Below are 18,063 nucleotides of genomic sequence, written 5' to 3'. Positions count from 1 at the left end.
TCAGGCTGCCTTTTCTTCCAGGGTGTTGAGCCGGATTTTCATAAAGGACAGGAGACGCCGGGCGTCCTTTTCCGTCAGGCTCTGGTAGTCGTTGACCCAGTTCTGCACGGTGGTTTGCGGCTGCTTGTTATTGGTCGCGCGCGCGCGGCAAAGCGCGTGGTAAGCGTTGTTGTCCACGCCAAGAGCCTTGCACAGAACTGCAACGCCGGTGGCATCGTACCGCACCATGACATTGGTGACGTATTTTTGCTCAAGGCCAGCCAACTGACCCAGCAGGAAGGCGATGTCGAAAAGGTTGTTGGAGATCGCCAGCGGGCTAATCGCCTTGTTGATGTCGGCCCGGCCTTCGCGGATGTCCTTCAGAGCAACCTTCACATTGATGCGTGAGGCTTTGCGCTCCAGTTTGGTGCTGGCAACCACCTTGCTGGCCTCGTGGAACAGGGACAGGACCAGCTTTTCGTTGTCTTCACGCATCTTGCGGATCTTGGTCTGCTGTGCGCTGGGCATCTGGGAAATCAGTTTTTCCAAATCGTCTTCGGAGACGTCCGACCGTTCAACCATGGCGTCGCGGATTTTTTCATCCTGTTCGGCCAGCTTCACAAGAAGACGGCCGCCCCAATCGGAAAGTTCCGCGCCAGAGTTGGCAGCAACCGACCGTTTGACCGGGCTTTCCCCGCGCTCCAGGAGCACATCAGTGACGGTTGATTCCAGATGGTTGCGTTTGGAGATCGCCAGAAGGTGCCCCTGGCCCATGGTCTTGGCCAGTTTCAGAATGTCCTCGGAGTCCAGTGCGTTGGACTGGGTCAGCATCGGACGGGCAATGTCGATCTTGTCGCTGGCCAGTTCGTAAGCCACTTCACGTGACGTCGCATCAATGGGAGCCAGGCGTTCGGAGACTTCTTGTTTCTGGTCGTCTTCCATTGTCGGGAGCATACGCTCCAGAACGGTGTTGAACAGCGAAATTTCCTCGGTCTGGTAGCTGTTGGCCCCAGTGACAAAAAGATCTGTGACATGTTCAACCAGCTTGTGCCGTTTTTCCGGCGTGCTTTCTTGCGCTAAGTTGAGAAGATCATTGATCATGTCGAAAACCATCCATTCTTTTGAATGCGACTGTAAACTGCAGACCGTTTACAAGTGGATAAGGCGAAGCGAAAAAACTAATAAAACATAGGTATTATTGACAAGGTCTCGCTGTATTTATTTCGGACTAGTTGTTCGAGGCTTGAGGCTGCTACGCTTTTTCTAGGCAGCCTGGACCTGGGACAGGCCATTTAGTTTGATTTTCATGATGGCGAGAAGGCGCCGGGCGTCCGTTTCGTCAAGCATGTGATAGTTGGTGAGCCACTTGCTGCCGGTGCTCTCCGGAAACTTCAAATGTTTGCATCGTTCCTTGCAAATGGCCTGATATTCCATAGCCCCGATGCCACTGGCCCGGCAAAGGGTCGCAATGCCGGTGGAATCGAAGCGGACCATCAGGTTGTGAACGTATTTCATGTCAAGGCCGGTCATCGCGGCAAGCAAGCCGACCACATCCAGCAGATTATGTTCCAGGGCGAGCTGGTAAACGGCCCGGCTCAAGGTTGTCTTGCCCAAACGAATGCCTGCAATCCAGGCTTTCGGGCTGACTTTGGACGGGCGTTTGGGCAGCTCTGTGCCGGCGGCAATCTCGCCGCTGTCCTTGAACAGGTCCTCAATCAGCGCTTCATTGGATTTGCGCAAATGCCGCATCCGGTCGCCCAGCTGTTTGGGAATGTGCTTGACCAGATCCTCAAACACCGGCATGCGCATATCCGCGCCCAGATTGGCGGCAATCGTGTTCTTGACATCCTTGCTGCCGCGTTCGATCAGGATTTTGGTCAGGTCTTCGCTGACATGCTCCCGCTTGGCCATCGCCTCCAGATGGCCGTCTTCCTTGGTGGAGGCCAGAGCGTGCAGCGTTTCGTCCGTGAGGGAGTTTGATCTTTCCAGCACAGGTCTGGCGACCGTGATGTCGTCACTCGCAATGGCTGCGGCCAAAGTGGCGGAGGTGGCGCTCACATCAGCAAGCTGTTCGGACACTTTCCGCCTGAAATCAACTGTCAAAGTGTCATAGACCCCTTCGAGTATGTCGTTCAAGAGGGTGGTCTCATCGGAGCCATGGTCTTCAGCGCGACCGCACAGCAAGTCGGTGACGTGCTCGGCGAGCTTGTGTTTCTTTTCTGAAGAACAGTCCTTCGCAAGTTGAATAAGTGTATTGGTCATCGCAAGTACCTATGCCTGGAGACCTTACGGAAAGAACCTTTACATCCGGTGAAGAGCCGGGCAAATCCGGGTCTCCCGGGTGCAGCACACGGCCTGTTGACCTTTCCGGGTCCATGAGCCATGCCATGGCCTATGAGCGCGCTTCCAGTCCTTTATTCCTTCCGCCGGTGCCCTTATGCGATCCGGGCACGCCTTGCGATTGCTGCAAGCGGGGTTGCCGTCGAATTGCGTGAGATCGTTCTTCGGGACAAGGCGCCTGACTTTCTGGAAACCTCGCCGAGCGCCACGGTGCCATGCCTGAAACTGGGGGAGGGGGTTCTCGATGAAAGCCTCGACATCATGGTTTGGGCGCTTGAACAGCGGGATCCGGAGGGCTGGCTGATACCTGGGGACGGCAGCCGCGCGGACATGCATGATCTGATCGCACTCTGTGACGGTCCCTTCAAGCGGCATCTGGACAGGTACAAATACGACACCCGCTATCGGGACGTGCAGCGGACGCAGGAACGGGAACTGGCCTCCCAGTTCCTGTGGAAGCTGAACCGTAAGCTGGAGGGACGGGCCTGGCTGTTCGGCGCCGCCGGCAGTCTGGCGGACTATGCGGTTTTGCCGTTTGTGCGGCAATTTGCCAATACGGACCGGGACTGGTTCGACCGGCAGGACTGGCAGCCGCTGATGACCTGGCTTGGGAACTTCGAGACGTCTGGCCGTTTTTTGAGTGTCATGCCCAAATGGGCCCGCTGGCAGCCAGGCGACCCGCCAGTGCGCTTTCCAGGGTGAGATGAGGGCTGTGGAAAAAACGCTGCGATAGTTGCTGCTTAAGAAGTGCTGAAAAAACAAGCGTTTTTTTGCTTTTTGAGCGGGCTGCCTCAAGCGGCTGACCGGATATTTCCGCAACCTAACAGATTTGTAATCCCCCCGACAGGCAACGGTAAGGCGGGAGTGCCTAGGTTTGAGCTCAAGCCTGAAGCGAGTGACCCCGCACGCTTCTCAGAAAGGCCTTCAAAGTTACGTGCTCAGAGGAAGAATTATGCAGACCAAACGGCCAGTCTCTCCCTTTCGGACCCATCGCGCCAAATTGCTGGCAGGCGTCATGGCCCTCGGCGCTGCCGGGCTTTTGACCGCCCAGACCTTCGTTCCAGCACAAGTGGCTCTGGCGGATCCGGTTCGGGTGGATGCCAAGGTTCCGGCAGATTTTTCGGCAGTTGTTCGGACGGTCAGCCCAGCTGTTGTGAGTGTCCGCGTGAAGCAGGCAGCCGAACCGAAAATGATGAATTACAGCGGCAATGGTGAAGGCCTTGAAGAGTTCTTCAAGGGCCTGCCGCAAGGCAACCCATTTGAACGGTTCTTCCGGGACTTTGGTGGTCAGGGCGCAGATCAAGGTCAGCGTCAGCACCGGTCCCCGCGCCAGTACGGCATGTCCCAGGGTTCCGGCTTCTTCATCTCCAAGGACGGTTACGTGGTGACCAACCAGCACGTCATTGATCATGGCACGGAATTCACCGTGATTGATCAGGACGGCAAGGAATACAAGGCAACCTTGATCGGCGCGGACAAAAGGACCGATCTGGCTCTCTTGAAAGTCAATGCTGACAAGGACTTTACCTATGTGCAATTCGCCAAGGAGGCGCCTCAGGTGGGCGAGTGGACAGTTGCGATTGGCAACCCGTTCGGTCTTGGCGGCTCGGTGACGGCCGGTATTGTCTCCGCCCGTGGGCGTGACATTGGCGCCGGTCCCTATGACGACTTCATCCAGATAGATGCCCCTGTGAACCGGGGCAATTCCGGTGGCCCGGCCTTCAACATGCATGGCGAGGTCATTGGCGTGAATGCGGCGATCTTCTCGCCCTCGGGCGGCAATGTCGGAATTGCCTTTGCCATTCCGGCCTCCACCGCCCAGGGCGTGATCATGGAGTTGAAGGATGACGGAACCGTTATTCGTGGCTGGCTTGGCGTGCAGATCCAGAATGTGACGGATGACATTGCCAGCAGCATCGGCCTTGATCATGCCCATGGGGCGATGGTCGCCGAGGCACAGGAAGACAGTCCGGCCCGGAAGGCGGGCTTGCGTTCCGGAGATACCATCCTCGCCGTTGACGGTGCGGATGTGGAAGGCCCGCGCGAGCTGTCCAAGATGATTGCCGCCTATGATCCGGATACGAATGTGGATCTGACCATATGGCGGGATGGCAAGAAGCAGGACGTGACCGTCAAGCTTGGCCGGCTTGAGGACAAGGAGCAGGTGGCAGGCGGATCCCAGATCCAGCTGGAAGACGGCCGAACGGAGCTTGCCGACATGGGGATCATTGTCACCACGAAGGCGGAATTGGGCATGGAAGGCAAGGGCGTGGTCATTGACGACGTCGACCCGGATGGCCCGGCTGCGGAAAAACGCCTCTCCCGCGGCGATGTGATCCTGGAAGTTGCCGGAACGAAAGTCGAAACCGGTTCTGACGTGATCAAGGCCATCGAGAAAGCCAAGGAGGAAGGCCGCAAGGCGGTGCTCTTCCGGATTGAAACCAACGATACCACCCGCTTCGTGGCTCTGCCCATGAAGGTGGTCTGAGATCAGGCGACGGTTCCTCATGAACCGCACCTGACGGCGCAACCGGCTTGCCCTCTGCCCCAACCCCGACGGGCCGGTTGACGTCATGGGTTTGCGACCCGCAAACCCATACTGACTGGCGGCGGCGCCTCACATCCATCGCCGCCGCCAGCCATTTCTTTTTCAAATCACTCACGCTACAAGGAGGGTATGTTGCGGATTTTAGTGATCGAAGACGACCCCGAAGCAGCCAGCTATCTGGTCAAGGGCCTGAGTGAGCTGGGCCATACGGCTGACCAGGCCGGGGACGGCCAGACGGGTTTGGATATGGCGTTTCACAGCCGATACGACATTCTTATTGTCGACCGGATGCTGCCCAAGCTGGACGGCCTGTCGATCATTCAGGAACTGCGGCGGGAAGGCGATCATACACCTGTCCTCATACTGTCAGCTCTCGGCCAGGTCGACGACCGGGTCAAGGGCCTGAAAGCGGGTGGTGACGATTATCTTCCCAAACCCTATGCCTTCACCGAATTGCAGGCTCGTATCGAAGCTCTTGCCCGGCGTCCGAAATCCGCATCCCAGGTGGAAACCACCTATCAGGTGGGTGACCTGACCCTTGACCGGATGGCCCATTCCTGCCGCCGGGGGGAGACCGAAATTCCCTTGCAGCCGCGTGAATTCCGGCTATTGGAATATCTGATGCAACATGCGGGGCAGGTGGTGACCCGCACCATGCTCCTGGAAAATGTCTGGGAGTATCATTTCGACCCGCAGACCAACGTCATCGACGTTCATATTTCGCGCCTGCGCGGCAAGATCGACAAGGGCTTTGAAACGCCTTTGCTGCACACCATCCGGGGAGCCGGATACTCGATCCGTGACGCGGCTCACTAGATTTGTCCGCACGACGGCGTTCAAGCTGTCCCTGCTTTACATGGCCGTGTTCACGGTGATGTCCGGCGCAATTGTCTTTTATGTGTCTGAAAATACCGACAACCTCATGTCCGAACAGGTGGTTCAGACGGTTGATTCCGAGCTGAAGGGCCTGTCGGAGGTCTATTTGCGTGGCGGCATCCGCGATCTGGTGGAAACCATTGCCGACCGCACCCGTCACCCGGATGCAAGTCTTTATCTTCTGGTCGACTTTTCCGGAAACGCGCTTGTCGGTAACATTGCCCGTCTGCCGACAGTGGTGCTGGAAGAGGCCGATGGCGGCCTGCGCCGGGTCCGATATACTCGTCTGGGAGAGGGCAAGGAAGATGTCGAGCGCCAGGCCATGGTCCGCACGTTCGAGTTGCGCGGCGGCTTCCGGCTTCTGGTCGGCCGGGATCTGGGCGACCAGCTGAGATTTTCCAATCTTCTGGCCAACGCGTTGCGCCTGTGGCTGGTCCTGATGGTGGTGATGGCCGTCATCACCTGGCTGTTTGTCAGCCGCCGGGTGATGCGGCGCATTGATGACATTTCCGCATCCAGCCGCATGATCATGCATGGAGACCTGTCCCAGCGGCTGCCGCTTGCGGGCACCAATGACGAGTTTGACCGGCTGGCGATCAATCTCAACGACATGCTGGACCGCATCGAAGTGCTCATGCATTCCATGAAAGATGTGACCGACAATATCGCTCACGATCTGAAGACGCCCCTGACCCGGCTTCAAACCCGGATCGAAACTGCCCTGCGCGAGGCAAAGGGGGAGGCGGGCTACCGGTCGGCGCTGGAAGGCACTCTCACTGAAACCGATCATCTCCTGCGTATTTTCAATGCCTTGCTCAAGATTGCGCGGATTGAATCCATGGCTCTGGGCTCCAGTATGGAGCCGGTGGATCTGACCCGGCTTGTGGCGGAAATTGCCGAACTCTACGAACCGCTGGTGGAAGAAGAAGGCGGGCTGCTGGAAACCCATGTTCCAGATGGATTGCGGGCGGACTGCAACAAGGATCTGATCAGCCAGGTTCTGGTCAATCTGATCGAAAACGCCCTGAAATACGGCCGTCCGGAAAATGGTGTTCCGGTCCTGCGCCTTGGGGCCCGCCAAGAGGGCGGCCGGGTGGAGCTGTCGGTCACCGACAACGGCCCCGGCATTCCCGAAGAGGCCCAGGAGCGGGTTGTTGACCGGTTTGTGCGTCTGGAAGAAAGCAGATCGGAGCCGGGAACCGGCCTGGGATTGAGCCTCGTCAAGGCCGTTGCCCGCTTGCATGGGGGAGACTTGCGCTTCAAGAATGTGGACCCGGGCCTCTCGGCCCGCATCGACCTGACACCGGTCGCACAGGATAACAGCGGGAGCGGGTATGGAGACGCAACATCCGGGAGAGAAGAGCAGCCGGACGGACAAAAAACCTTCTAGCGCCGGACTGGCCGGGCGCATCCGGATCGTGCCGGACACCGCCGAGCCGGGGCGGGCGGCCCTGTTCCTCAAGGATCTTCTGGATCATCCCCAAGCAGGACCTTTGCTCAGCTGCATGGTCTGCGATCTGCCGGAGCTTGAGCCCTTTCTGCTCGGGATCATCGGCAATTCCCCTTATTTGCGCGACCTCATGCTGGCCGACCCGCAGCGCCTCGTCAGTCTTCTGGCGGCGGCACCGGAACAGCGTCTGGACACTCTGTTGGCGCAGGCGCGTGAGCTCAGAGCGGAGGACGAAGCCGGGCTCATGCGCCAGCTCCGGCTGTTCAAGCAGGATCTGGCGCTGACCCTTGGCCTTGCGGATATTGGCGGGGTCATTGATCTGGATCAGGTTACCGGTGCCCTGGCCGGATTTGCCGACGCGGCGCTCACAGCGGCGATACGGTTCTGCCTGAACGATCTGGTCCGGCGGGGCAAATTCACGCCTGCCAACCCGGAGCGGCCGGAAGTGGGCAGCGGCCTGATTGTGCTGGCCATGGGCAAACATGGCGCGAATGAACTGAACTACTCTTCCGATATCGATCTGATAGTGCTCTACGACCCGGCCAAGGCGCCCATGACAGAAGGGGCGGAGGCGCCGGTAGAGTTCGTCCGGCTTACCCGGCGTCTGGTCAAGATCCTGCAAGACCGCACGGAAGACGGATATGTTTTCCGCACGGATCTGCGCCTGCGCCCGGACCCGGGGGCGACACCGCTGGCCATGTCGGTTCCCGCAGCGCTGGTCTATTACGAATCCCTCGGCCAGAACTGGGAGCGGGCTGCGCTGGTGAAGGCACGTGCCTGTGCCGGCGACATTCCCGCCGGAGACGCCTTCCTGCATGAGATTGTGCCCTTCATCTGGCGCAAATATCTGGATTTTGCGGCCATTGCCGATGTGCAGTCGATCAAGCGGCAGATCCACATGCACAAGGGCCACAGTGCCATTGCCGTTGCCGGACACAATGTCAAACTGGGCCGGGGCGGCATCCGCGAGGTGGAATTCTTTGTCCAGACCCAGCAGTTGATCGCCGGTGGCCGCAATCCGGCTCTGCGCGGGCGGCGCACGCTCGACATGCTGGCCGCCCTGTGTGAGGCCGACTGGATCCGTATGCAGACCCGGGAAGAGATGCGCGCGGCCTATATTTTCCTGCGCATGGTCGAGCACCGCATTCAGATGCTCAATGATGAGCAGACCCAGCTACTGCCCAAGGATGAGGAGGGGCGCACGCGCATTGCCTATCTGATGGGGTTCGGCACGCTGGCCGCGTTCGAGAGCACGTTTTTAGGCCATATGCGAAATGTTCAGCATCACTATTCTGAGTTGTTTGAAGACGAGCCGGGCCTCTCGTCCGAGCTGGGCAATCTGGTCTTTACCGGCGACGACCATGACCCGGACACGCTGGAAACTCTGGCGCGGCTCGGGTTCAAAAACCCATCGGAAGCTGCCGGGATCGTCAAGTCCTGGCATTTCGGCCGCTACCCCTCTACCCGTTCCACCAAATCGCGGGAACGGCTCACCGAAATGCACCCTTCGCTGATCGGCGCCCTGGCTGCCACCGACAATGCGGATGCTGCCCTCAGGGCCTTTGACACCTTTCTGGCTAAATTGCCTGCCGGCGTGCAGCTTTTTTCGCTGTTGCGCTCCAACCCGCAATTGTTGACGTTGCTGGCAACCACCATGGGCGCTGCGCCGCGTATGGCCGAAACCGTGTCCAAACGTGTGCATGTGCTGGATGCAGTGCTGGACCCGGCCTTTTTCGGGGCTATGCCGAGCGTTGAAGAATTCCGCACCGGTCTCGACCGGACGCTGGCCCAGTCCCGCTTCTACGAAGAAGCACTCGACCGGGCGCGGATCTTCACACAGGAGCAGCAGTTCCTGATCGGCCTGCGGCTGATTTCTGACACGCTGTCGGCGGACCGGGTCGGCTTTGCGCTGGCCCGGCTGGCGGAAGTGGTGGTCGACCGGATCTTGCAGCAGGTAATGGTTCATGTGGGGGAAACCCATGGGGCGGTGCCCGGTGGCAATGTGGCGGTGCTGGCAATGGGTAAGCTGGGCGGGCGGGAAATGACAGCCGCCTCCGATCTGGATCTGATCCTGCTGTATGAGTCCCGCGATGAGGTCAAACAGTCGGACGGCCAGCGGCCACTTGCTGTCACCCAATATTATACCCGGCTGACCCAGCGGCTTGTGACGGCCCTGTCGGCCCCGACAGCGGAAGGGGCCCTTTATGAGGTGGATTTCCGGCTGCGCCCCTCCGGCAATGCGGGGCCGCTGGCGACCAACTTGGACGGCTTCATTGCCTATCAGCAGGACAATGCCTGGACCTGGGAGCATATGGCCCTGACGCGCGCGCGGGTGATTGCGTCCACATCGCCGGACTTCACCGGCAAGATACGGCAGAATATCTGCAGCACGCTGACACAGGCACGGGACCCGGCCAAACTCGCCGATGACGTTAGGTCCATGCGCGCCCGGATCGAAAAGGAAAAAGGCACCAAGGACATCTGGGACATGAAACAGGTCGCGGGTGGCCTCGTCGATATCGAATTCATCGCCCAGTATCTTCAGCTCGTGCATGCGGGGACAATGCCGGAGGTTCTTGCGCAAGGCACCGAGGACGCGCTGGAGCGGCTACGGGCTGCCGCTGCGCTCGGGCCTGCGGATGCGGAACTCCTTCTGGAGGCCTTGCGCCTGTATCAGCGGCTTACTCAGGTTCTGCGGCTGGCCCTGTCCGGAAAATTCGTTCCTGCAGACGCGCCGGGCGGCGTGCTGGATCTTCTGGTCCAGGCCTCGAACATGCCGACCTTCAACCGGCTGGAAACCGAACTGGCGGAGCTCCAGCAAAAGGTCCGCTCGGCCTTTGTCCGCATCGTCGGTGAGGTGACGGCCTGAAGAAGTATATGCCTCCGGTGCGAAGGCGCCTCCGGAAGACAGGCGAGAACGGCATATTCCCGTCTTGAGGATCTTTTAAATGGCTGAGTGCGCTGGCCGGACAGACCGCCGCGCGGCGTCAGGCGGTTTTCTGTCGGGGCTGGTCTGCGCTGTCGGCAAGCGAGAGGGTGAAGCTGACGGTCGTACCTTTTTTAACTTCCGACTCGATCTTCAGATGACCGCCATGAAGCTCCACCAGGGAACGGGCAATGGCGAGGCCGAGGCCGGAACCCTGATGGGTTTTGGTGAACTGGTTTTCCACCTGCACAAAGGGCTGTGCCAGCCGTTCCACGTCCCTTTCCGAAATGCCGATCCCGGTGTCGGAGACCTCGAAGCGCAGCTTGTCGCCGCGCGGGCGGGCCTTCAGGACCACCACACCATTGTCGGGGGTGAACTTGACCGCATTGGCCAAAAGATTCAGCAGGATCTGCTTCAGGGCGCGCTTGTCCGCGTGGACGGCAAGGTCTTCGGCCACATCGGTGGTCACGGAAATATTCTTTTCGGTGGCGGCGCCAGTCACGATCCGGCTGGCGTCAATAGCCGCATCAGCGGCGTTGACGACTTCGGTCTCTATGGACATGCGGCCGGCCTCGATCTTGGACATATCCAGAATGTCGTTGATCACATTGAGGAGATAGGTGCCGGAGGAATAGATGTCCTTGCAATAGTCGCTGTAGCGCTCCGTGCCGATCGGGCCGAACATTTCCTGGGTCATAATGTCGGAGAAGCCGATAATCGCATTGAGCGGCGTTCTCAGCTCGTGGGAAATATTGGCGAGAAATTCGGACTTGGCCTTGTTGGCGGCTTCGGCGCGTGTCTTTTCTTCCTGATACTTGTCGGCCATCTCTACCAGCTGGCGGGCCTGAATCTCCAGGGTCTGGCGGGACTTCTGCAGGTCGGTCACGGTGGCCTTGAGGCGCTTTTCTGATTCCACCAGCTTTTCTTCGTGCTTTTTCAACGCGGTAATGTCCGTGCCCACCGACACGAAACCGCCGTCCTTCGTACGCCGTTCGGAAATCTGCAGCCAGCGGCCGTCTTCCAGTTGGGCTTCGTAGGACCCTTCAGGCGCGCCGCCGCGCTGGTTCACCGTCACCGGCTGCGGGGCGACTTCCGCGTTTGAAGCGGCTGCCATCACATCCTTGTAAGGGGTGCCGGATTTCACGGCCGCGTTGGGCAGGCTGTGCAGGGACTGGTACTTGGAATTGCAGATTACCAGCTCGTTGCGGGCGTTCCACAGCACGAAAGCTTCAGAAATGGTCTCGATGGCGTCCCGGAGGCGCAAGTCAGCCATCCGGCTTTGTTCAGCCAGCTGGTGCTGTTCGGTAATGTCGATACAGATGCCGATCAGGTGCGGCTCGGCCCGGCCCGGTTCGGACTGGATTTCCCCGCGCGCCCGTAGCCAGATCCAGCTGCCATCGGAGTGGCGCATGCGGAAGGTTTCATCCACGAGGGTCTCACCGGTCTCAAGCAGGTGTTCGGCCAGTCCCAGCAGGTCGATATCGTCCGGATGGGTGATCGCGGAGACTTCAGCAAAGCTCAGGATGTCGTCCTTCGGCTCCTGACCGAGAAGCTCATAGAGGGAGGATGACCAGAACATGCGCCCGCGGGAGAGGTCCCAATCAAACAGGCCGCAGCGCCCGTGGGTGAGGGCGGTGTCGATCCGGGCCCGTGTGGCCGCATACATGTCGTCCGCCTGTTCGGCCCGGGACGCCTGGCTGAAGAGGCCGTAAATCACAGCCAGCAGCACCAGAGAGGTGCCGGCAAAAAGGGTCACATTGGCGGAAAGGCCAGTGCGCCAATCTGCATAGACCGCATTCTCCGGCTGCAGCACGGCGACCATGCCCAGCTTGCCGTCAAGATGATGCACTGTGGCCAGATAGGGCTCACTGCCCAGGCCGTTGCCAAGGTCAACCGGGACAGACAGGACCCCGGCGCGCGCACCAAACACTGTCAGGGGCTGGGAGGGGGACAGAAGGCCGGAGATCGGGCGGTTTTCCAGCCCGGGTTTGGCCGGGGCAGTTGCGGCAATGATGCCTTTCTGATCGACAATCAGGAAGATCCGGGACCGGCTGGTCGCGCCCGCAGGCAGGCTGTCGGCCAGGGTGCGTTTCAGCGTGGTGCGGAAGCCGGTTTCGGGAAGGCTGGCCTCGGCCTCATTCAGCCGGTTGGCCACAACCGTTGCCATCAGGCTGAGGGTGGTTTCTGCCGATTGGCCGGTGTCAGAATGTTCTGTCGCCAGCTCTCCGGCGCGGAACACGGCCAGGATGACGATAAAGACAATTGCAAGGCCGGGAATGATGCGCCGCATCAGGCTGTCGGGGCGCAGCAGGTTGTCCCGCAGCGTTCCGAAGAGCGTCACAAGGCGGAGGGCCGGGCTGCCGGTATGGCGTTCCGGGTTCGAATCGTTGTCGCTGCCACGCGTGGAAGCGTCGCTCGCCAGTGCTCGCGCCATAGGAAGTGTGCCTCAAGTTCCGCCGCATCGGAGCGTGCTCCGAATCACTTCCATTTGAATCAAATCTTATGTCTTTGTCCAGCCCCGCCGAAGAAGAAAATGGTTAACGTGCAGCCAATTTTACCGCTGACTTGTTAACCTTTTCCAGTAAAGCCCACTATTGCAATGTTCTGTCTACGATATCCCGGCTGTCCCTCGACAGGTCTTCGCTTGATGAAATCTTCAACAGGGCGGCTTCCGCAAGTCGACTGCGTTGTGGATCAAGTGCCCTCCAGGAGCGGAAGCTGGTTAGAAGTCGAGAGGCGACCTGGGGGGTCCGGCTGTCGATCAGGAGCGCCGATTCGGCAATGAACTCAAAGCCCGTCCCGTCGCGCCGGGCGAATTGCGTCGGATTTCCAGTGGCAAAAGACTGCAGCAGGGACCGGATCCGGTTCGGATTTCCCGCATCGTAAAGCGGGTGGGTAAGAAGCTCCTTTACCTTGGGTAAGGTTTCGTCGCCGGGCGCGGTCGCCTGGGTCATGAACCATTTGTCCATGGCCAGAGAGTTGTTCCGGTGGCGGTCCAGGAATGCGGCCAGGGCCTCGCTGCTGCGTGTCATGCGGTCATGAACCAGAAGGGTCAGGCAGGCGAGGCGGTCTGTCATGTTGTTGGCGGCGGCGAACCGGCTCCAGATCAGATCTTCGGTGCCGGCAGCACCGGAGGCGGCATAATAGTAAAGGGCCCGGTTGGCTAGAGCCCGGTCTCCGGCCGGTCCGGCCTGCGGCGAGTAGTCGCTGCCAGGCGCAAGTGCATCGGCAGTTCTCAGGAAGGCGGCCTGATGGCCCCTGGCAATCGCCGTGCGAAGGATCTGACGGGCGCTGTGTACCGCATCCGGGTCAACTTCCTTGCCAATCTCCTGGGCAATGTCCGGCTCGCTGGGCAGCGTCAGGGCCAGGGCCTTCAGGGCGGGGTCCAGATCCTGGTCCTCCAAAACCGCACCAAAGACGGCCACACCGCCGGGATCCGCCTGAGCCTCCTTCCCTTTGCCGATCAGGCCGCTCATGCGCACAAGATCTTTCAGGGCAAGGGTCTGCACCGCCTGCCAGCGGTTGAACGGGTCCGTATCATGGGCGGCCAGAAACCGCAGGTCCTCAAGACTTTGGGGCTGGTCAAGCCGCACGGGCGCGGAGAACCCCCGGGCAAGGGACAGGACCGGCGCGGCGGGCAGGCCGGAAAACGTGATCTCCTGCCGGGCCTCTTCCAGCACCAGCACATCCCCCGACAATCTGGCTCCGGCCGCATCCGGCAGGGCGATATCCTTGCCGTCCTGTCCGATCAGGCCGAAACGCAACGGGATCACGGCCGGTTTGCCGGCCTTTTGTCCCGGCAGGGGGGGGATGGTCTGCGACAAGGTGAGCGTGTAGGTCTTCTTCTGTGCGTCATGGTGGGGCTTTACGCGCACAACCGGCGTGCCCGCCTGTTCGTACCAGAGCGCAAATTGGCCAAGATCCACCCTGGCCGCTTCTTCAAAACAGGCCAGAAAGGCTTCAATCGTTGTGGCGTCCCCGTCATGGCGCTGAAAATAAAGATCAAGCCCCTTGCGGAAGCCGTCAGCTCCCAGAAGAGTCTTCAGCATCCGCACGACCTCGGCGCCCTTTTCATAGACGGTGGCCGTGTAAAAGTTGTTGATCTCGTGATAGGCGCGCGGGCGCACCGGATGGGCGAGGGGGCCGGCATCTTCCGGAAACTGGTGGGACTTCAGGAGCCGGACATCGGCGATGCGCTTGACGGTGCGCGAGCGCATGTCAGCGCTGAATTCCTGGTCCCGGTAAACCGTCAGCCCTTCCTTCAGGCACAGCTGGAACCAGTCCCGGCAGGTGATGCGGTTGCCGGTCCAGTTGTGGAAATATTCATGGGCAATCACCGCCTCGATATTGGCATAGTCCTGATCGGTTGCGGTCTCCGCATCAGCCAGAACATATTTGTCATTGAAGATGTTGAGGCCCTTGTTCTCCATGGCCCCCATGTTGAAGTCGGAGACAGCAACGATATTGAACACGTCCAGATCATATTCGCGCCCGAACACCTCTTCGTCCCAGCGCATGGAGCGTTTCAGCGAATCCATGGCCCAACCGCAGAGCGGCTCATTGCCGTGTTCGACATAGATGTTCAGGGCGACTTCCCTGCCAGATGCGGTGGTGAACCGGTCCGGAACGGCCGCCAGATCCCCGGCAACAAGGGCGAACAGGTAGGAAGGTTTGGGGTGGGGATCATGCCAGACGGCAAAATGACGGCCGCTGCCGGGAATCTCTCCGGTGTCCTGAAGATTGCCGTTGGCCAGCAGCACCGGGTAGTCCGCCTTCGAGGCCTCCAGACGGGTCGTGTAGACAGCCAGAACGTCCGGGCGGTCGAGGAAATAGGTGATGCGCCGAAAGCCTTCAGCCTCGCACTGGGTGCAGAAGGTGCCGGAAGATCTGTAAAGACCCATGAGCTGTGAATTGGCATCCGGGTTGATCCGGGTGGTCAGCGTCAGGTCGAAAGCCCCGTCCGGCGGCGAAAGAAGCTCCAGCTTGTCCGCTGTGACTGAATAGGCGGTCTCTTCAAGCAGGGTTCCGTTCAGCGCCACTGTCAAAAGATTCAGATCGTCCCCGTCCAGGCACAGGGGCGTCCCGGCCCGTGTGCCGGGCTGGCGGTCAATCCTGAGGACCGCGATAACCTTCGTGGCCACCGGGTCAAGCTGAAACGTCAGGTGAACCTTGTCGATACGGTAGGCAGGCGGTTGGTAGTCTTCCAGCCGAATGGCCGGCGCCGTTTCGGATCGCATCGAGGTCTCCCGGGAGTTTGTTCAGATGTCAAAGCCTGTCCGCGGACGATTGACCCGCATCAGGCCTTGGCAACGGCTCAATACACATAGCCGTGCCCCAACCGCGTTAACATGATCACCAAATGGGGCAAAGTCCTGATTTTGCAACTTTTGCCTTGGCGATGTTTTGTTTTTCGCATTCTGGTTGCGGGGATGAGGTTTTGACCTTCCGCGGGCCATTGACTATGTCAGAGGCGTCTTGAGTCACTGGGAAAGTCTAAATGAGCCGCCTGGACAGTTTCATCCGCCGTATGACATCGCAGAAAATCCTGCTGGAACATCTTGTCGACAAGGTCAATGCCGTAGATGGTCCGGTTCTGGAACTGGGGCTCGGGAACGGCCGCACCTATGACCATTTGCGGGAAATCTATCCGGACAAGGAGATTTTTGTCTTCGATTTCGCCATGAACTGCCATCCGAGCTGTGCGCCGGATGCGGAGCACATGATCCTGGGCGATATCCGCGACACACTTGCCTTTTGCGGCCCGCGTGTCGGCGCATTGGCCTCCTTTGCCCATATCGATATAGGCTCGGCCGATCCGACCAACGATCTTGCAATTGTCCATTGGCTTGAGCCGCTGCTGAACCAGCGCATGGCGGTCGGGGGATATGTACTGACCGCGCTGGCGCTCAATCTGCCGAATTTCGAAGCCCTGGAAAAGCCGCAAGGCATCCATCCCGGCAGATATCATATCTACCGCAAGACCGCAGACGCCTGAGCAGCGCTCCCTTCTTGATATCTGTGCCGTTTTTTCCTCCTCCCGATCTGAACAGGAACCTCACGCATGTCCGCGCCCCTTGAAGGCATTAAGGTTGTCGAACTCGCCCGCATTCTGGCCGGGCCCTGGACGGGGCAGACCCTGTCTGACCTCGGGGCGGATGTGATCAAGGTGGAGAGCCCCAAGGGGGATGACACGCGAAGCTGGGGGCCGCCCTTTGTGAAGGATGCGGACGGCGAGGACCGGGATGCGGCCTATTTTCACGCCTGCAACCGGGGCAAGCGCTCTGTGGTGGCCGACTTCCGGACCGAAGAAGGTCAGGAGATCGTGCGCCGTCTGGTGGCCGGTGCGGATATTGTGATTGAAAATTTCAAAGTGGGCGGTCTCACCAAATACGGTCTCGATTATGAGAGCCTGAAAAAGGTCAATCCAAAGCTGATTTATTGCTCCATCACCGGGTTCGGCCAGGAGGGCCCCTATGCCCACCGGGCCGGGTATGACTTCATGATCCAGGGCATGGGGGGCATCATGGATCTGACCGGTGAACCGGATGGCGGCCCGCAGAAGATTGGCGTTGCCTTTGCCGATATCTTCACCGGCCTTTACGGTGTGGTCGGCATTCTGGCCGCACTCCGGCGCCGGGACAGGACCGGGGAGGGCGAGCATGTTGATATGGCGCTTCTGGATGCCCAGGTGGGGGTTCTGGCCAATCAGGCCCTCAACTATTTTGTCTCCGGCACGGCGCCCAAACGCCTTGGCAATGCCCATCCCAACATTGTGCCTTACCAGGTGTTCCCGGCCAGCGACGGCCATTTGATCATTGCGGTTGGCAATGACGGCCAGTTCCAGCGCATGTGCGGGGTTTTGGGCCTTCAGAATCTGGCTGAGCAGCCGAAATTTGCAACCAATGCGGCCCGGGTTGCGGCAAGAAGCGAACTGGTTCCGCTGATCGCAGCGGAAACGGCAGTCCGCGCCCGGGACGATCTTCTGGCTGCCTTGGAACTGGAAGGGGTTCCGGCGGGACCGATCAATTCGGTGAAAGATGTGTTCAACGATGCCCAGGTGGTCCATCGGGGCATGAAGGTGACGCTGAAAGCGGATGGGGTTGAGGGCGGCACTGTCTCCTCTGTGCGCACGCCGATCACCTTTCAGAACAGCTCTCTGGTTCTGGACCGGGCAGCCCCGTCTCTGGGCGAACATACCGCTGAGATCCTTGCAGAACTTGGCCTCACTGAAGAGAAGTCGTCCAAGGCGTGACCCGGGCGGCAGACAGCAGGACGGGCAGTATGAAAAATACGGACTATCTGAGGTTTCTGGACTCCACCGTGCTGGCGGATGACTGGGGCCGGTTGACCCGCTACCGGTTTCAATACCGCCGCCAGGATGGTGGCTGGCAGGAAATGACCCGGGAAGCCTATGACCGGGGCAATGCGGTTGTCTGTCTTCTGTTCAACCCGCAGACCGGTTGCGTTCTGTTGACGCGCCAGTTCCGCCTGCCAGCGTTTCTCAATGGCAAGGACCCTTTTCTGGTGGAAGCGCCTGCCGGTCTGTTGGAAGGGGTGCAGCCGGAAGAGCGGATGCGCGCGGAACTGATGGAAGAGACCGGCTTCGAAGTCCCTGCTCTGGAGCACCTCTTTGACGCGTTCATGAGCCCTGGCTCAGTGACCGAATATCTGTCTTTCTATACCGGCACCTACCGGCTCAAGGACAAGACGGGCGAGGGCGGGGGCGCGGAGCATGAGGGCGAGGATATTGAAGTTCTTCATGTGCCGCTTGAAGAGGCGCTTTTGAAAACCCGCACCGGGGACATTTGCGATGCCAAGACGATCATGCTTCTGCAGGAGCTTGCCTTACGGCAGATGATGGACAAGAAGACAGGATCCGGCGCGCCAGCCTGACCTGCCTTTAAGGTAGTTTGACGTTAAGGGACGGAACGCTAAGATCGCAGA

12 protein-coding genes are annotated in these 18,063 nt (G+C 59.7%); 8 read left to right on the top strand and 4 right to left on the bottom strand.

What is annotated here, in order from left to right:
- Both ACXAIC_RS18035 and ACXAIC_RS18030 read right to left on the bottom strand, forming a co-directional pair.
- Positions 1-1,080: a DUF2336 domain-containing protein gene (locus ACXAIC_RS18035; protein WP_475183292.1), complete on the bottom strand. Its 1,080-nt coding sequence runs from the start codon at positions 1,078-1,080 to the stop codon at positions 1-3.
- A gap of 162 nt (positions 1,081-1,242) precedes the next feature.
- Positions 1,243-2,241, bottom strand: coding sequence for a DUF2336 domain-containing protein (locus ACXAIC_RS18030; RefSeq protein WP_475183289.1), 999 nt, complete (start codon positions 2,239-2,241; stop codon positions 1,243-1,245).
- Between the two features lie 132 nt (positions 2,242-2,373).
- On the opposite strand from ACXAIC_RS18030, the gene ACXAIC_RS18025 reads away from it, so the two are divergent.
- The 5 genes from ACXAIC_RS18025 to ACXAIC_RS18005 all read left to right on the top strand — a co-directional run bounded on the left by ACXAIC_RS18025 (position 2,374) and on the right by ACXAIC_RS18005 (position 10,062).
- Entirely contained in the window at positions 2,374-3,021 is a 648-nt protein-coding gene (locus ACXAIC_RS18025) for a glutathione S-transferase (protein ID WP_475183286.1), read from the top strand.
- A gap of 250 nt (positions 3,022-3,271) precedes the next feature.
- Positions 3,272-4,807, top strand: coding sequence for a Do family serine endopeptidase (locus tag ACXAIC_RS18020; protein ID WP_475183280.1), 1,536 nt, complete (start codon positions 3,272-3,274; stop codon positions 4,805-4,807).
- A gap of 189 nt (positions 4,808-4,996) precedes the next feature.
- Entirely contained in the window at positions 4,997-5,683 is a 687-nt protein-coding gene (locus tag ACXAIC_RS18015; RefSeq protein ID WP_475183276.1) for a response regulator transcription factor, read from the top strand.
- The gene (locus ACXAIC_RS18010; RefSeq protein WP_475183272.1) at positions 5,667-7,133 is read left to right on the top strand and encodes a sensor histidine kinase; all 1,467 of its coding nucleotides are present in this window, start codon (positions 5,667-5,669) and stop codon (positions 7,131-7,133) included. The genes ACXAIC_RS18015 and ACXAIC_RS18010 overlap by 17 nt, the downstream gene beginning before the upstream one ends.
- Complete coding sequence (locus ACXAIC_RS18005) at positions 7,078-10,062, top strand: bifunctional [glutamine synthetase] adenylyltransferase/[glutamine synthetase]-adenylyl-L-tyrosine phosphorylase (RefSeq protein ID WP_475183269.1); 2,985 nt, start codon at positions 7,078-7,080, stop codon at positions 10,060-10,062. Before ACXAIC_RS18010 ends, ACXAIC_RS18005 begins: the two co-directional genes overlap by 56 nt.
- Positions 10,063-10,180: 118 nt before the next feature.
- On the opposite strand, the gene ACXAIC_RS18000 is transcribed toward ACXAIC_RS18005, so the two are convergent.
- Both ACXAIC_RS18000 and pepN read right to left on the bottom strand, forming a co-directional pair.
- Entirely contained in the window at positions 10,181-12,553 is a 2,373-nt protein-coding gene (locus ACXAIC_RS18000) for a sensor histidine kinase (protein ID WP_475183265.1), read from the bottom strand.
- Between the two features lie 157 nt (positions 12,554-12,710).
- Complete coding sequence (gene pepN, locus ACXAIC_RS17995) at positions 12,711-15,356, bottom strand: aminopeptidase N (RefSeq protein ID WP_475183260.1); 2,646 nt, start codon at positions 15,354-15,356, stop codon at positions 12,711-12,713.
- 260 nt (positions 15,357-15,616) lie between these two features.
- Between pepN and ACXAIC_RS17990 the strand changes: the two genes are divergently transcribed.
- From ACXAIC_RS17990 to ACXAIC_RS17980, 3 genes are all read left to right on the top strand, one after another.
- Positions 15,617-16,114, top strand: a complete 498-nt coding sequence (locus tag ACXAIC_RS17990; protein ID WP_475183256.1) for a class I SAM-dependent methyltransferase — start codon at positions 15,617-15,619, stop codon at positions 16,112-16,114.
- Positions 16,115-16,180: 66 nt separating this feature from the next.
- The gene (locus ACXAIC_RS17985) at positions 16,181-17,371 is read left to right on the top strand and encodes a CaiB/BaiF CoA transferase family protein (protein ID WP_475183250.1); all 1,191 of its coding nucleotides are present in this window, start codon (positions 16,181-16,183) and stop codon (positions 17,369-17,371) included.
- A 29-nt stretch (positions 17,372-17,400) separates the two neighbouring features.
- On the top strand, positions 17,401-18,012 hold the full coding sequence (locus ACXAIC_RS17980; RefSeq protein ID WP_475183244.1) for an NUDIX domain-containing protein: 612 nt from the start codon (positions 17,401-17,403) through the stop codon (positions 18,010-18,012).
- Positions 18,013-18,063: the final 51 nt, after the last annotated feature.

Source organism: Roseibium sp. AWQ4_254 (assembly GCF_056161025.1).
This window is presented reverse-complemented; position numbering and strand designations above follow the sequence as displayed.

Bases quoted from the DNA above. Each gene is read 5' to 3' on its own strand.
- ACXAIC_RS18035 (WP_475183292.1), bottom strand. From the start codon at position 1,080: ATGATCAATGATCTTCTCAACTTAGCGCAAGAAAGCACGCCGGAAAAA.
- ACXAIC_RS18030 (WP_475183289.1), bottom strand. From the start codon at position 2,241: ATGACCAATACACTTATTCAACTTGCGAAGGACTGTTCTTCAGAAAAG.
- ACXAIC_RS18025 (WP_475183286.1), top strand. From the start codon at position 2,374: ATGAGCGCGCTTCCAGTCCTTTATTCCTTCCGCCGGTGCCCTTATGCG.
- ACXAIC_RS18020 (WP_475183280.1), top strand. From the start codon at position 3,272: ATGCAGACCAAACGGCCAGTCTCTCCCTTTCGGACCCATCGCGCCAAA.
- ACXAIC_RS18015 (WP_475183276.1), top strand. From the start codon at position 4,997: ATGTTGCGGATTTTAGTGATCGAAGACGACCCCGAAGCAGCCAGCTAT.
- ACXAIC_RS18005 (WP_475183269.1), top strand. From the start codon at position 7,078: ATGGAGACGCAACATCCGGGAGAGAAGAGCAGCCGGACGGACAAAAAA.
- ACXAIC_RS18000 (WP_475183265.1), bottom strand. From the start codon at position 12,553: ATGGCGCGAGCACTGGCGAGCGACGCTTCCACGCGTGGCAGCGACAAC.
- pepN (WP_475183260.1), bottom strand. From the start codon at position 15,356: ATGCGATCCGAAACGGCGCCGGCCATTCGGCTGGAAGACTACCAACCG.
- ACXAIC_RS17990 (WP_475183256.1), top strand. From the start codon at position 15,617: ATGAGCCGCCTGGACAGTTTCATCCGCCGTATGACATCGCAGAAAATC.
- ACXAIC_RS17985 (WP_475183250.1), top strand. From the start codon at position 16,181: ATGTCCGCGCCCCTTGAAGGCATTAAGGTTGTCGAACTCGCCCGCATT.
- ACXAIC_RS17980 (WP_475183244.1), top strand. From the start codon at position 17,401: ATGAAAAATACGGACTATCTGAGGTTTCTGGACTCCACCGTGCTGGCG.